The sequence below is a fragment of the Streptomyces sp. NPDC006430 genome (assembly GCF_040612395.1).
GTDB lineage: Bacteria > Actinomycetota > Actinomycetes > Streptomycetales > Streptomycetaceae > Streptomyces.
In genome coordinates, this window is sequence record NZ_JBEXQA010000030.1 from 25,153 (window position 1) to 39,707 (window position 14,555).

The window sequence follows — 14,555 nt, forward strand, 5'->3', positions numbered from 1 at the left end:
CATCGGCTGATCCGATCGGGCGATGTGCCCGCCGCGCTCCACACGGGTCGTCGCTCTGCGTGAACTACGCTCGCAACCCGAAGGCAGGGAGAGGAGCGGATCCGTGACGGATTTCGTCGGGCGGCGGCGTGAGCTCAAGGAGCTGCGCGAGGACATCGCGCGGACCGGGCTCGACACCCTCTCCGGCCGCAAGGCCAAGTCCCCCCGGGCGCGGGTGCTCCTCATCGCCGGCCGTCCCGGATCCGGCCGCACCGCCCTCGCCGAGACGTTCGTCCGCGAGGTCGCCGCCGACTACCCCGACGGGGTGCTCAAGGTCCGGCTGACCTCCCCCGGAGGGGAGAACGTCGCGACCGAGCGCGCCCTGCGGACCCTGCTGGAAGGGCTCGGGCACCCCACCCCGCCCGGCGCCGCCGAGGACGAGCTCAGCTCCACCCTGCGCGCCGCCCTCGGCGGGCGGAAGGTGATCGTCCTGGTCGACGACGCAGTCGACCCCTACCAAGTCGACGCCCTGCTACCGGACACCCCCGAGTGCCTGGTCGTCATCACCGCCGAGGGGCCCCTCACCGGAATTCCGGACGTACGCCCCTGCACCCTCGGCGGGCTGGACACCCCCTCCGCCGTCGCGATGCTGGCCCAGCTCATCGGCGACACCCGCGTCACCGCCGACCCGCGTGCCGCCGAAACCCTCGCCGAGGAGTGCGTAGGGCAACCCGCCGCGCTGGCCCTGGTCGGAGGATGGCTCGCCGCGCACCCCAAGGCCGCCGTCGCCGACGTGGCGAAGCAACTGCACGACATGCCCCCGGGTACCAGCAGTCCGCTCGACCGCGGCTTCCGACTCGTCTACGAGTCCCTTCCGCAGCCCGCCCAGCGGACCCTGCGGTTGCTGCCGCTCGCCCCCGCCGGCGTGATCGACTCGCACACCGCCTCCGCCCTCGCCGGCTGCTCGGTGGCCGCGGCCCAGTCCACCCTGGAGGACTTCGCCGGACTGGGCCTCGTCCGTCACGCCCCCGACGGGCTCTTCCTCCTGCCCGGCTGCATCGCACCGCTGCTCCAGACCCTGCTGGAGACCAAGGAGCGCCCCGCCGAGGTCCAACTGGCCCGGGCCCGGATGCTGGAGCGCACCGTACGGCTGCTGCACTCGTGTCGGGTCATGGCCGAGGACGACGCGGAGGACGCGCGGGAGAAGCTCGACGGTCTCCCGCGCGCGCTGCGCTTCCCCGACCGGCGGGCCGCCGCCACCTGGCTCGACACCCGTCTGCCCGCGCTGTCCGCGTCCGCTTCCCTGGCCGTGGCCGACGGCGGACTGGACACGCTGGCCCGTCGCCTGGTCGCCGCGCTCGTACGGGCCCTCGTCGAGCACCGCGGCACCGCCGAGGCCGCCCCCGAGCTGTACGGCCTGCACCGCCTGGTGCTGGACGTGGCCGAGCGGCGCAACCTGTACCGGGAGCAGGCCGCGGCCCTGCTGAACCTGGCCGATCTGGACGCCGAGACCGGCCGGACCCAGGAGGCGCTGGAGCGCTACCGGGCGGCGCTGGACGCGGGGAGGGCGGCCAACGATCCGTACGCGACCGGCCGCGCGATGGAATCCGTAGGCGGTGCGTACCAGGAGCTCGCGGACTGGCACCGGGCCGCCGACTGGTTCGGCCGGGCCCTGTCCCAGGCCCTCGCGCGGGGGGAACGGGCGGACGAGGCCCGGCTGTACGGACGGCTGGGCAACGTGCACACGTACGCAGGCCGCTACGGGGACGCGCTGCGCAGCTGGCGGGCCGCCGCCGCGGGCTACCGGAAGCTGGCCGATGTGCCGGGCCAGGCAAAGGCATTGAGTGAGATGGCGCGAATCCAGGAGTACGCAGGGCGGCCCGAGGAGTCGTTGCACACCTGCCGCGAGGCGGTGGAGCTCGCACGCAAGGCCGCAGACCTGCGCCTTCAGGCCGCCCTCCAGGTGCGGCTGGCCGACACCCTTGACCGGCTCGGTGACCCGGCCGCCGCACGGCTGCACCGCTCGGCAGCCGAGAGACTGCTGGGAGACGACCCCGCAGCCTGCGAAATCCGTAGTGGTTCCGACTGAGATTATTGGTTTGCAAGGCTAGACAGCGACTCATCCTTCATTAGACTGGCTCCACCACGACATTCCGTGGTGCATCCCGTTGCGCGTTCTTGTGGGCGGGTATGTATGGAAGTGCCCCGTAATATCCCCTGAGCCAAGGACCGTGATCGACGATGAAGGTCGGCATCCCCCGCGAGGTCAAGAACAACGAGTTCCGGGTCGCCATCACGCCCGCCGGCGTGCATGAGCTGGTCCGCAACGGCCACCAGGTCTTCATCGAGCAGAACGCCGGTGTCGGCTCCTCGATCACGGACGCCGAGTACGTCGCCGCCGGAGCCGAGATCCTCGGTACGGCCGACGAAGTCTGGGAGACCGCGGACCTGCTGCTGAAGGTCAAGGAGCCCATCGCGGAGGAGTACCACCGTCTCCGCAAGGACCAGACCCTCTTCACGTACCTGCACCTGGCGGCCTCCCGCGAGTGCACGGACGCCCTGCTGGAGTCCGGCACCACCGCCATCGCGTACGAGACGGTCGAGCTCGCCAACCGTGCGCTCCCGCTGCTCGCCCCGATGTCCGAGGTCGCGGGCCGGCTGGCCCCCCAGGTCGGCGCCTACCACCTGATGCGCTCGGCCGGCGGTCGCGGCGTGCTCCCCGGCGGTGTCCCCGGCACCCACGCCGGCGAGTGCGTGGTCATCGGCGGTGGCGTCTCCGGCTGGAACGCCGCGCAGATCGCCATCGGCATGGGCTTCCACGTGACCCTGCTGGACCGCGACATCAACAAGCTCCGCGAGGCGGACAAGATCTTCGGCACGAAGATCAAGACGATCGTCTCCAACGCCTTCGAGCTGGAGAAGGCCGTCGTCGAGGCCGACCTCGTCATCGGCGCGGTGCTGATCCCGGGTGCGAAGGCCCCGAAGCTGGTCACCAACGAGCTCGTCGCCAAGATGAAGCCCGGAAGTGTCCTTGTCGACATTGCGATCGACCAGGGTGGCTGCTTCGAGGACTCCCGTCCGACCACCCACGCCGAGCCGACCTTCAAGGTCCACGACTCGGTCTTCTACTGCGTCGCCAACATGCCGGGCGCGGTGCCGAACACCTCCACCTACGCGCTCACCAACGCCACGCTGCCCTACATCGTGCAGCTCGCGAACCTCGGCTGGGTCGAGGCGCTGCGTCGCGACCCCGCGCTCGCGCTGGGTCTCAACACCCATGACGGACAGGTCGTTTACGGTCCCGTTGCCGAGGCCCACGGCCTGGAGACCCTTGAGCTGAGCACGCTGCTCGGCTGAAGCGTCAACGACTGACGTCAATCTCACGTATCCGGCCGGACCTTGCCCCAAGGTCCGGCCGGACGCGTTTGCGTGGTAAGGGCGGTCGCCGTTCAACTCGCCTCGAACGTAACCCTTTAACCCATTCGCACACCTGCGAAACTTCACCGCGACAGGCCGGACGCCCTTGACAGAGTGGTGTTCGGTTGCCGACACATCGTTGCCGGTCCGACGGATTGTGTTGCCGCTGAGTGGTGACACGCCATAGAGTCGCCAACCGTCGGCATGGTGCCACGCTGACCTATCGATAAGTGTCCTGGTCACGTCCGAGGAGGTAAGACGACTTGTGAATGAGTCGACATTTGCTCCTGGGGGTGGTCGAGCAGGGACGCCTGACCGGGGCCAAGGACCCGCCGGGCTCGAAGCTGTCGGCTCCGTCGCAGTCCGCACCTTCGCAAACCACCAGCACATGACGACGCCCCAAAAGAGCATGGACGGCCTAGACGTGAACTCCAGGGCCGGCGACCGGAGCGGCGACACGCCCACTGGTTTCGCCGACTACGACCAGGTGCCCGAAGGGCACTTCTACGACCCCGACGCGGAGTACGAGCCCGACCCCGAGTACGCGGCCACTCTCGCCCCCGACGCTGCCCGCCAGCGCCGTGAGCGGATCGGCCCGACCGGACGGCCGCTGCCGTACTTCCCGATCCCGGGTCCGCTGACCGACCACGGTCCGGCGAAGATCATCGCGATGTGCAACCAGAAGGGCGGCGTGGGCAAGACCACGTCGACCATCAACCTGGGCGCCGCACTCGCCGAGTACGGGCGCCGTGTGCTGCTCGTCGACTTCGACCCGCAGGGCGCACTGTCCGTGGGCCTCGGCGTGAACCCGATGGAACTCGACCTGACGGTCTACAACCTGCTCATGGAGCGGGGCATGTCGGCCGACGAGGTGCTGCTCAAGACGGCGGTCCCCAACATGGACCTGCTGCCGAGCAACATCGACCTGTCCGCCGCCGAAGTGCAGTTGGTCAGCGAGGTCGCGCGCGAATCGACGCTCCAGCGGGCACTGAAGCCCCTGTTGGCCGACTACGACTACATCGTGATCGACTGCCAGCCCTCGCTCGGCCTGCTGACCGTGAACGCCCTGACGGCCGCTCACAAGGTCATCGTCCCCCTGGAATGCGAGTTCTTCGCACTGCGCGGTGTGGCGCTGCTGACCGAGACCATCGAGAAGGTGCAGGAGCGGCTCAACCCCGAGTTGGAGCTCGACGGCATCCTCGCCACGATGTACGACTCCCGTACGGTGCACAGCCGCGAGGTGCTGGCGCGCGTCGTCGAGGCCTTCGACGACCACGTCTACCACACGGTCATCGGCCGGACGGTGCGCTTCCCGGAGACCACGGTCGCCGGCGAGCCGATCACCACGTACGCCTCCAACTCCGTCGGGGCCGCCGCCTACCGCCAGCTGGCCAGGGAGGTGCTCGCCCGGTGTCACGCCGAGTGAGTCTGCCCGGAGCCGACGAACTGTTCCGCACGACCGGGGGGATGGCACTGCAGTCGTCCTCGCCGAGGCGGGGATCGGAGGAGACGCCCGGCGCGGAACACGCGGCGGCGTCGGTGGAGGGCACGGCGGGTGAGGGGCGCAGCCGGGAGGCCGCAGCCGGTACGGAGCCGGTGGTGGGAGCACCCCGGCGCCCGCAGGAAGGTTCTGTCAGTTCCACCGCTCCGGAGGTCCGGCGCGGGAAGGGCCAGGGCCGGGGGGCGAACCGCCGGCCCAGCGGGCGGGAACGGCACGACGAGAAGATCACGGTCTACGTCTCCGCCGAGGAGCTCATGGACCTGGAGCACGCGCGGCTGGTGCTGCGCGGGGAACACGGGCTGGCCGTCGACCGCGGACGCATCGTCCGCGAGGCGGTGGCGGTGGTCCTGGCGGACCTCGAATCCCGGGGCGACGCGAGCATCCTGGTCCGCAGGCTCCGCGGCCGCTGACCCCTTCCGGGCCGCCTCCGGTGGGGCGGTGGTCGTCTGCCGCCGGCTTGGGCCGGGCGGTGGTCTGCCGGGCTTCGGCGGGGCGGTGTTCGCCCCCCCCCCCGCAGGGTGGTGGTGTCGCCGGCTTCGGCAGGGCCGTGGCGGTTCGCTGCGCGGTGGTGGTGTGCCTGGCTTCGGCGGGGCGGTGGCGGTCGGATGCGGGGTGGTCCCCGCGGGTGGGCCCAGCCGCCCATGCCCGCCGGGCCTGCTGCCGGATGCGGCCTGCGGGTCGTTATGCCCGCAGGCCAAGACGCCCTCACGAACGTCCCGCCCCGCCTACCCGCTGTGACCGCCGTTGTGACCGACCTGTCGGGGCGATCCCCCCCGGTGGGCCCTCCCACCCGTAGTGACCGGTGCTTTCCTTGGGCGTGCAGTGACCGTGATCTGTCGCGACCGGTGCCGATGCCGACGTGCAGGGGGCTTTGCGGCCGGTGGGCCCTCCCACCCGTAGTAGACCGGTGCCCCAGTCGACCTCAGGGCCCGCAACCGGCGGTCGGAAGCCGGGGAGGGCGGGCTCCCGGGCCTGCGGTTCGGGAACCCGCCGGTCGGGATGTTCTGGCTCCCGGCCCGTGCATCCCCTCCCTTTGCCCGCCGGGCGACATCTCCGGCTCCGGCCCGCAGGGCCCGCCCCCGTGGGCCGCCGGGCGGCAGTCCGCTTCCGGCCCGCGGGCCTCGCCCCCCTTGCCCGCGGGCGGCACCCCCGATCCCGGCCCGCAGGGCCCGCCCCCTTGCCCGTCGGGCGGGTCCCGGGGGTTCGGGGGGTGGAAAGCGTGGCAGCCTTGGGGCTGGCTCCGGCCGTACCGCCACCCCTTCCGCACCACCCTGGACCGCAATGCCCCCTCCCCCCGAACCCGGCCGCCCCGCCCGCCGCAGCCTGGGCCGCGGACCGGGCGTTCCCGCCGCTCCGGCGGGAGCGGCCCCCCGAGGCCCTGACGAGCCCGCTGGGCCGCGTACGCAGGCCCGAGGGGTCGCGGAGCCCGCCACCGGCTCCCCGCCCGCCGAGAGGCCCCCTGGCGGGCTGGAAGGGGACGCAGCGCCGGGCCGGGAGGCCCCGGCCGAGCCGGGCGCGGCCCGCGCGGACGGTGACGGGCGGTTCACACTGCGGCTCGCCAACTTCGAGGGCCCCTTCGACCTGCTCCTCCAGTTGATCTCCCGGCACAAGCTCGACGTCACCGAGGTCGCGCTCTCCAAGGTCACCGACGAGTTCATGGCGCACATCCGTGCCATGGGCCCCGACTGGGACCTCGACCAGACCACCGAGTTCCTGGTGGTCGCAGCCACCCTGCTGGACCTCAAGGCCGCCCGGCTGCTGCCCGCGGCCGAGGTCGAGGACGAAGCCGACCTCGCCCTGCTCGAAGCCCGCGACCTGCTCTTCGCCCGGCTGCTCCAGTACCGCGCGTACAAACAGATCGCCGAGATCTTCGAGCGGCGGGCCGAGGACGAGGACAAGCGCTACCCCCGCACCGTGGGCCTGGAGGACCACCACGCCGAGCTCCTCCCCGAGGTCGTCATCAGCATCGGTGCCGAGGGCTTCGCCCGGCTGGCGGTCAAGGCCATGCAGCCCAAGGCCAAGCCCCAGGTCTACGTGGACCACATCCACGCACCGCTGGTCAGCGTGCGGGAGCAGGCGGCCGTGGTGGTCGCGGTGCTCAAGGCGCGCGGCGAGGCCACCTTCCAGGAGCTCATCGAGGACGCGGACGACACCCTCACCGTGGTCGCGCGCTTCCTGGCCCTCCTGGAGCTGTACCGGGAGAAGGCGGTGGTCCTCGACCAGGAGGACGCCCTGAAGACCCTCACCGTGCGCTGGAGCGGTGGGGACGGCGACGGAATGCCGACGGTGACGGACGAGTTCGACCAGATCGTGGAGGTCAAGGAATGACGGACGTCGCAGAGCCGGCGGGGACGGCGTTGAAGCCCGCCCTGGAGGCCGTCCTCATGGTCGTGGACGAGCCCGCGACCGAGGCGCACCTCGCGAAGGTGTTGGAGCGCACTCCGCGCGAGGTCGCCGACGCCCTGCGCGAGCTGGCCGACGAGTACACCCGCCAGGGGCGGGGCTTCGAGTTGCGGCTCGTCGCCGGTGGCTGGCGCTTCTACACCCGGGCCGAGTACGCGGGCGCCGTCGAGCGCTTCGTCCTGGACGGTCAGCAGGCCCGGCTGACGCAGGCCGCACTGGAGACCTTGGCGGTGGTCGCGTACCGCCAGCCGGTGAGCCGTTCGAGGGTCTCGGCGGTGCGCGGAGTGAACTGTGACGGGGTCATGAGGACCCTGCTCCAGCGCGGTCTGGTGGCCGAGGCGGGCGCGGAACCCGAAACAGGTGCGATCCTGTACAGGACGACGAACTACTTTCTGGAGCGGATGGGCCTGCGAGGCCTGGACGAGCTCCCGGAGCTCGCGCCCTTCCTCCCCGAGGCGGACGCGATCGAAGCCGAGACGCAAGAGGGTGTTCCGTCGTTCGATCCGGACGCACCGGATACCGATGAAGACGACAAGACGACGGAACTTTGATGCGAAGCAGCGGCAACGGCAACGGCGGCGGCAACAGGAACAGCAGCGGTGGTGGCGGCGGACGCGGTAACTACCGCGGCGGCTCCGGCTCCGGCAACTCGCGGGACGACAACCAGGGCGCCCAGCGTCCCCGTCGCCCGCGCCCCGAGGAGCGCCGCTACGACGTCGGCCCCGAGGGCGAGCGCAGCGGACGCGGCGGCCCCAAGGCCGGCGGCGGCGGTGCCCGCGGTGCGGCGGACGGCGGCCGGGGCGGATCCGGCGGTGCCCGTGGCGCGGCTGCGCGCGGCGGTGCCAAGGGCGGCCCCAAGACCTCCAAGACCCCCGGTGTCGGCGGGGCCGGCGGCCCGCGCCGCGGTCCGGGCAGCCGCAGCGGCCAGTCCCGCCCGCGCGAGCTGGAGGCGCGGATCGAGGAGCGCGTGCGCGACCGGTACGCCGACAAGCCCGTGATCAAGACCCCGAAGACCTTCCCGGGTGCCGAGCAGGAGGGCGAGCGCCTGCAGAAGGTGCTCGCGCGTGCCGGCATGGGTTCGCGCCGCGCGTGCGAGGAGCTCATCGAGCAGGCCCGCGTGGAGGTCAACGGCGAGATCGTGCTGGAGCAGGGCAAGCGCGTCCTGCCGAAGGACGAGATCAAGGTGGACGGCCTGACGGTGGCCACCCAGTCGTACCTGTTCTTCGCGCTGAACAAGCCCGCCGGGGTCGTCTCCACCATGGAGGACCCGGACGGTCGCCAGTGCCTCGGTGACTACGTCACCAACCGTGAGACCCGTCTCTTCCACGTCGGCCGGCTCGACACGGAGACCGAGGGCATCATCCTGCTCACCAACCACGGCGAGCTGGCCCACCGCCTCACGCACCCGAAGTACGGCGTGAAGAAGACGTACGTCGCTGCCATCACCGGTCCGCTGCCGCGCGAGATCGGCAAGCGGCTCAAGGACGGCATCGAGCTGGAGGACGGCTACGCCCGCGCCGACCACTTCCGCGTCGTCGACCAGGTCGGCAAGAACTACCTGGTCGAGGTGACCCTCCACGAGGGCCGCAAGCACATCGTCCGCCGCATGATGGCGGAGGCCGGCTTCCCGGTCGAGAAGCTCGTGCGGACCTCCTTCGGCCCGATCGAGCTGGGTGACCAGAAGTCCGGCTGGCTGCGCCGCCTGACCAACACCGAGGTCGGCATGCTGATGCGTGAGGTCGGCCTGTAGCGATCGCTCCCGGCCGTGCAGAGCCCGCAGTGCCCCGTGCACTGCGGGCTCTTCGCTTGCCCGGACCCCCGTCCCTGTTTATAGTCAACATGACTCTTAAAGGGAGGGGGGGTCGGCCGCCATGAGCTGGACCGAAATTCTGGGGTCCGCCACCGGGGCCCTGTGCGTCTGGCTCGTCGCCCGGCAGCACGTCGCCAATTGGCCCATCGGCATCGCCAACAACATCTTCTTCATCGTGCTCTTCGCCCGGTCCGGCCTGTACGCCGACGCCGGGCTGCAGATCGTCTACATCGCCCTCGCCGCGTACGGCTGGTGGTCCTGGACCCACGGGGGTGGACCAGGAACCGCCGCCGCCCTGCCGGTACGCCGCACCACGCGCGCCGAATGGGTCGCGCTGGCCGCGGCGGGGACGGTGGGAGTGCTCGGGCTGACGCTCCTGCTCGGCCGGGTCACCGACTCGACCGTCCCGTTCTGGGACGCGCTGACCACCGGGCTCTCGCTCGCGGCCACGTACGGGCAGTGCCGCAAGCTCGTCGAGTCCTGGTGGCTGTGGATCGCCGCCGACCTCGTGTACATCCCGCTCTACGCCTACAAGGGGTTGCACCTGACCTCGGCCCTGTACGCCGGCTTCCTCGCGCTCTGCGTGGTCGGCCTGCTCGGCTGGCACCGCACACTGCCGGCGCGGGGCGCCCGTACGACCGCGGAGGCGGCGGCATGAGCGGCACGGGGCGCCACGGGCGCTACGGGCACGGCCTGGTCCTCGGCAAGTTCTACCCGCCGCACGCCGGGCACCACCACCTCGTGCGCACCGCCCAGGAACGGTGCGACCGGCTGACCGTGCTGGTGTGCGCCGCCTCGGTGGAGTCGGTGCCGCTCGCCGACCGGGTGGCGTGGATGCGCGAGGCCCACCCGGAGGCGGACGTCGTCGGCGCGGTCGACGACGTCCCCGTCGACCTGCACGACCCGGCGATCTGGGAGGCGCACATGGCGATCTTCCGGGCCGCCGTGACCGGGCCGGTGGACGCCGTCTTCACCTCGGAGGCGTACGGGACGGAACTCGCCCGCCGGTTCGGGGCCGAGGAGGTCTGCGTGGACCCGGACCGCAGCCGCTTCCCGGTGTCGGGCACGGCGGTCCGGAAGGACCCCGTCGGCTGCTGGGAGTACCTGGGGCCGGGCGTACGGGCCTCCTTGGCCCGGCGGGTCGTCGTGCTCGGCGCCGAGTCCACGGGGACGACGACCCTGTCCCGGGCGCTGGCATCCCACTACCGGGCGCGCGGCGGGGTGTGGGCCGGGACGGGCTGGGTCGCGGAGTACGGGCGCACCTACAGCGAGGAGAAGCTCGCCGCGGCGCGCGCGGCGGACCCGGCGGCGACCTGGGCGGACGTGTCCTTCACGTCGGCGGAGTTCCCGGTGATCGCACGGCGGCAGGACACGGAGGAGGAGCGGGCGGCCAGGGCCGGCTCGCCGGTGCTGTTCTGCGACACGGACTCCTTCGCCACCGGCATCTGGCACGAGCGCTACATGGGAGGGCGCAGCGAGGAGGTCGAGGAGATCGCCGCACAGCGGCACCGGGACCTCTACCTGCTCACGGACCACGCGGACGTGCCCTTCGAGGACGACGGCCTGCGGGACGGCCCGCAGCTCAGACCGTGGATGACGGAACGGTTCCGGGAGGAACTCCACCGGACCGGGCGGCGCTTCCTGACCGTGCGCGGGGACCGCGCGATGCGGTTGGCGACGGCCGTCGCCGCGGTCGACGAACTCCTGGCGGAGGGCCACCACTTCACTGACCCGCTCCCGGAGCGCAGGTGAACGCGGCATACGACCCGCACGCCTTCGAGCCGTTCGCGGTGACGGTGGACCTGGCGGTCTTCACGGTACGGGGCGGGGCGCTGCACGTCCTGCTGATCCGGCGCGGGCAGGAGCCGTACGAGGGGGCCTGGGCGCTTCCGGGCGGCTTCGTCCTGCCCCGGGAGTCCGCGGAGGCGGCGGCCCGCCGGGAACTGGCCGAGGAGACCGGCCTCCCGGAGGCGGTGGTCGCCTCGCTCCACCTGGAGCAGCTGCGCACCTACAGCGAACCGGACCGCGATCCGCGGATGCGGGTGGTCTCGGTGGCCTTCACGGCCCTGGTCCCGGACATGCCGGAGCCGGCGGCCCAGGGCGGCGGCGACGCGGCCCAGGCACGCTGGACGCCGGTGCGGGAGGCCACCGACCTGGCCTTCGACCACGCGCTGATCCTGGCGGACGCCCGGTCCCGGGTCGGAGCCAAGTTGGAGTACACCTGCCTGGCCACGGCGTTCTGCCCACCCGAATTCACCCTCGGGGAACTCCGGTCCGTCTACGAGACCGTCTGGGGCACCACCCTGGACCGGCCCAACTTCCGCCGCAAGGTCCTCGCCACCCCCGGCTTCGTCGAAGCCGTACCGGGAGCCGCTCGCCTGACCGGGGGCCGCGGCAAACCGGCCGCCCTGTACCGGGCGGGCCCGGCGACCACCCTCCACCCCCCGCTGCTCCGCCCCACGGAAGGACACGCGACATGACTGTGACGCCCACGAAACGCGCGGCGACGGGCGCCCTCCTCGGCCTGGCCCTCGGTGACGCCCTGGGCTTCCCCACGGAGTTCCATGACGTCCCGTCGATCCTGGCGAAGACCGGCCCGTGGCGGGACATGGCCCTGCCCCGCCCGGCGATCGTCACGGACGACACCCAGATGACCCTGGCGCTGGCGCGCGGCATACGGACGGCGACGGAACGCGGGCACGTCGGACCGCTCCGCCTGACCCGCCCGGTCCGGGAGGAGTTCGTCGACTGGTACCACTCCCCGGAGAACAACCGCGCCCCCGGCAACACCTGCCTGCGGGCGTGCAGCCTCCTCAACGCCCCGGAGCGCGACTGGCGCGACGCGAGCCAGATCGGCTCGAAGGGCTGCGGGGCGAACATGCGGGTGGCCCCGGTGGGCCTGGTCCCCGGCTGGACGGAGGAGGAACGCGCCGGCGCGGCTCAGCTCCAGTCCGCCCTGACCCACGGTCACCCGACGGCCCTGGCCGCCTCCGACCTCACGGCCCGGGCGGTGTACCTCCTCGCCCAGGGCACCGAGGTGACGGGCCTGGTCGGTCAACTGCGCTCGTACGCCCTGCACCACCGCACCCACTACCACGAGCGCTGGCTCGGCGACCTGTGGATGCGCACCGCCTCGGACGCTTCCCCGGAATCCTTCATCGCGCGCGGCTGGGACGAATGCCTCGCGGTCCTGGACCGTCTGGCTTCGGCCATGAGGTCGCCGTCCCCGGAAACGGACCCGTGCCTCACCACGGGCGACGGCTGGATCGCGGAAGAGGCCCTGGCCACGGCCCTCCAGTGCTTCCTCCTCTTCCCGCAGGACCCCCTGACGGCCCTGCGCCGGGCGGCTTGCACACGGGGCGACTCCGACTCGATCGCCTGCCTGGCCGGTGCCTTCGCGGGCGCCCACCTCGGCGCGGACGTCTGGCCCCGCGACTGGGAGGGCCGCATCGAGTACCGCGAGGAACTCCTCGCCTTCGGCACCCTCTGGGACGCGTGACCCGCGGGCCGGCCGGCCCGGCCCGCTGCTCTTCGCCACGGACCGCGGCGCCCGACTCCACCGCTTCCGCGCTGCCCGCGCGGACAGCGGCGGACGGGGCGCGCGGCGCCCCCGTGTGCGGCGGCGCGGCTTCAGCGGGTCACGGCTGACGTGCGTCGGGTGCGGGTCAGAAACTCCTCGACGCGGAGGCGGTCCGGGGCGTCCGGGAGGGGGCTCGTGGCGAGGGCGGCCTCGGACTGGTCCGTGAGGCGGGACATCCAGGCGTCGGCCTCGGCCCAGGTGAGCTCGCCCCGTCTGACCGCCAGGAGCCGCTCGCGGTGCGGGGTGGCGTCGATCGTGAGGCGACCCGTGCGCAGGAGGTCGCGGCAGGACAGGAGCAGGCGCAGCAGGTGCATGGCGTGCTTCCAGCGCGGGGCGCCGTGGATGCGGACGTCCGCGAGGAGTTTGGCGCGCTGGGACGCCGCGTACCGGCTGAAGGTGGTGTGGGCCCGGCGGGAGAGGAAGGCGTCCCGCAGGGAGAGGAGTTCCTCGCCCACCGGGGTCAACCGCTCCACGAGGGGGGAGTGCAGGCACTCCAAGATGTTCGGGTTGGCGCGCAGGGCGAGTTCGCAGAAGCGTTCCAGCTCCCAGGAGAACTCCTCCTCCCGAGGGCCCTCCACGTGCGTGGGCGGCTTCTCGAAGCGCCAGAACAGCGGCGTCGGGGCGAGGTAGACGCCCCGACGGTCGGTGTCGCTGGCCTCCGTCGCCAGGCCGAACGCCCTGGAGCCCATCACGCACGCGTAGACCGTGTGCTCGCTTACCAGGGTGAGGTGCGGGGATTCCTCGGGCGTCGTCGGCTCGTTCATCCGCGGAGCGTAGGCGGCGGCGGCTCCGCTACGCGAGCGAGATTCCGCCGTCCGGGGCCACCGTGATCGCCTTCTCCGTCAACGGGCGGGTGGCCGGACCGTGGGCGACCGTGCCGTCCGCGACGTGGAACTTGCTGCCGTGGCAGGGGCAGTCGATGGTGCCGTTCGCCACCGTGGACACGATGCAGCCCTGGTGCGTGCACACCGCCGTGAAGCAGCGGAAGGACCCGGCCGAGGGCTGGGTGACCACCAGCTTCTCCGCCTTGAGGACCGTGCCGCCGCCCACCGGCACCGCCGAGGCCTGCACGAGGGCCTTGCCGGTCCCGGACGGGGCCGAGGCGGAGGGGGTGGCCGTGGCCTCCGGTGCGGGGGACTGCGCCGCCTGCGGGGAGGAGGCGCTGCCGGACTCGCCCGCCGGCGCCTTCTCCTTGCTGCCGCCGCACGCGGTGAGCGTGCCGCCGGCCAGGGCAGCGGCGGCTCCGGCCGCCAGCACCGTGCGGCGGGTGGTCGGCGTGCGGTCGCTCATGGGGTGCTCCTCGTTCGGGTGCGGGACGGCGAGGAGCATCCTGGCGTGCCGCGGGCCGCACGGGAAGTCCGCCGCACCACCCGGCTCAGGGGGCGGGCTCCCACGGGGCCAGTTCCGCCGGGGCGCCCGGCGCGCGGACGACCTCCCAGACGCGCACCACGGCCGCCCGGTCCAGCGGCCCGTGGACGTGCGGGTACCTGCCACCTGATTCACCCTCACGGCGGACCTCCGAGGTCAGCGCCCGTTCGTCGAGTTCGACGGCCAGCAGCGGGCCGGGCGTGTCCCGGTAGTGCGCGTCCGCGATCGCGAGGACCGTCGGGCGGTCCGCCGAGCAGTGCACGAAGCCCTCCGCGTCGAGCGAGGACGGGGCGTACGGGAGCTCGGGTGCGGCGGACCAGTCAGCGAGCGGCACGATGTGGAAGATCATGCCGATCGTTCTACCCCAGTCGACGTCGAGTTCCCCCACCCCGTGGTAGTTCGGTAAGGATGGGGTGACACGGTCCGCACCAGGACCCCGATCGTCCCGCCCGGGCTTGGGCCGCCCTCCCACGGAAGGTCCTCGTGCCCTCGTGCCC

14 protein-coding genes are annotated in these 14,555 nt (G+C 72.4%); 11 read left to right on the top strand and 3 right to left on the bottom strand.

Features of this window, described 5'->3' with window-relative positions:
* The first annotated feature begins 22 nt into the window (after window positions 1–22).
* The 11 genes from ABZZ20_RS29895 (at window position 23) to ABZZ20_RS29945 (ending at window position 12,609) form a co-directional block, all read left to right on the top strand.
* Entirely contained in the window at window positions 23–2,068 is a 2,046-nt protein-coding gene (locus ABZZ20_RS29895; RefSeq protein ID WP_356874894.1) for a tetratricopeptide repeat protein, read from the top strand.
* Window positions 2,069–2,220: 152 nt separating this feature from the next.
* Window positions 2,221–3,336 (top strand): alanine dehydrogenase, encoded by a 1,116-nt coding sequence (ald, locus tag ABZZ20_RS29900; RefSeq protein WP_356874896.1) that lies wholly within the window; start codon window positions 2,221–2,223, stop codon window positions 3,334–3,336.
* 448 nt (window positions 3,337–3,784) lie between these two features.
* Entirely contained in the window at window positions 3,785–4,822 is a 1,038-nt protein-coding gene (locus ABZZ20_RS29905) for a ParA family protein (protein WP_356874898.1), read from the top strand.
* Entirely contained in the window at window positions 4,807–5,307 is a 501-nt protein-coding gene (locus ABZZ20_RS29910; RefSeq protein ID WP_356874900.1) for a hypothetical protein, read from the top strand. The genes ABZZ20_RS29905 and ABZZ20_RS29910 overlap by 16 nt, the downstream gene beginning before the upstream one ends.
* A gap of 871 nt (window positions 5,308–6,178) precedes the next feature.
* Window positions 6,179–7,225, top strand: a complete 1,047-nt coding sequence (locus tag ABZZ20_RS29915; RefSeq protein ID WP_356874902.1) for a segregation/condensation protein A — start codon at window positions 6,179–6,181, stop codon at window positions 7,223–7,225.
* Window positions 7,222–7,851 (top strand): SMC-Scp complex subunit ScpB, encoded by a 630-nt coding sequence (scpB, locus tag ABZZ20_RS29920; protein ID WP_356874904.1) that lies wholly within the window; start codon window positions 7,222–7,224, stop codon window positions 7,849–7,851. The genes ABZZ20_RS29915 and scpB overlap by 4 nt, the downstream gene beginning before the upstream one ends.
* Window positions 7,851–9,050 (top strand): pseudouridine synthase, encoded by a 1,200-nt coding sequence (locus ABZZ20_RS29925; RefSeq protein ID WP_356874906.1) that lies wholly within the window; start codon window positions 7,851–7,853, stop codon window positions 9,048–9,050. Before scpB ends, ABZZ20_RS29925 begins: the two co-directional genes overlap by 1 nt.
* Window positions 9,051–9,171: 121 nt before the next feature.
* Window positions 9,172–9,768, top strand: coding sequence for a nicotinamide riboside transporter PnuC (gene pnuC / locus ABZZ20_RS29930; protein WP_356874908.1), 597 nt, complete (start codon window positions 9,172–9,174; stop codon window positions 9,766–9,768).
* Entirely contained in the window at window positions 9,765–10,862 is a 1,098-nt protein-coding gene (locus ABZZ20_RS29935; protein ID WP_356874910.1) for an AAA family ATPase, read from the top strand. Before pnuC ends, ABZZ20_RS29935 begins: the two co-directional genes overlap by 4 nt.
* Window positions 10,859–11,590, top strand: a complete 732-nt coding sequence (locus ABZZ20_RS29940; protein WP_356874912.1) for an NUDIX domain-containing protein — start codon at window positions 10,859–10,861, stop codon at window positions 11,588–11,590. The genes ABZZ20_RS29935 and ABZZ20_RS29940 overlap by 4 nt, the downstream gene beginning before the upstream one ends.
* Complete coding sequence (locus ABZZ20_RS29945; RefSeq protein WP_356874914.1) at window positions 11,587–12,609, top strand: ADP-ribosylglycohydrolase family protein; 1,023 nt, start codon at window positions 11,587–11,589, stop codon at window positions 12,607–12,609. Before ABZZ20_RS29940 ends, ABZZ20_RS29945 begins: the two co-directional genes overlap by 4 nt.
* Before the next feature lie 131 nt (window positions 12,610–12,740).
* Here the strand turns inward: ABZZ20_RS29945 and ABZZ20_RS29950 are convergent, their stop codons facing one another.
* The 3 genes from ABZZ20_RS29950 to ABZZ20_RS29960 all read right to left on the bottom strand — a co-directional run bounded on the left by ABZZ20_RS29950 (window position 12,741) and on the right by ABZZ20_RS29960 (window position 14,407).
* Window positions 12,741–13,454, bottom strand: coding sequence for a nucleotidyltransferase domain-containing protein (locus ABZZ20_RS29950; RefSeq protein ID WP_356874916.1), 714 nt, complete (start codon window positions 13,452–13,454; stop codon window positions 12,741–12,743).
* A 28-nt stretch (window positions 13,455–13,482) separates the two neighbouring features.
* Complete coding sequence (locus ABZZ20_RS29955) at window positions 13,483–13,980, bottom strand: Rieske (2Fe-2S) protein (RefSeq protein ID WP_356874918.1); 498 nt, start codon at window positions 13,978–13,980, stop codon at window positions 13,483–13,485.
* An 85-nt stretch (window positions 13,981–14,065) separates the two neighbouring features.
* Window positions 14,066–14,407 (bottom strand): DUF952 domain-containing protein, encoded by a 342-nt coding sequence (locus ABZZ20_RS29960; protein ID WP_356874920.1) that lies wholly within the window; start codon window positions 14,405–14,407, stop codon window positions 14,066–14,068.
* Window positions 14,408–14,555: the final 148 nt, after the last annotated feature.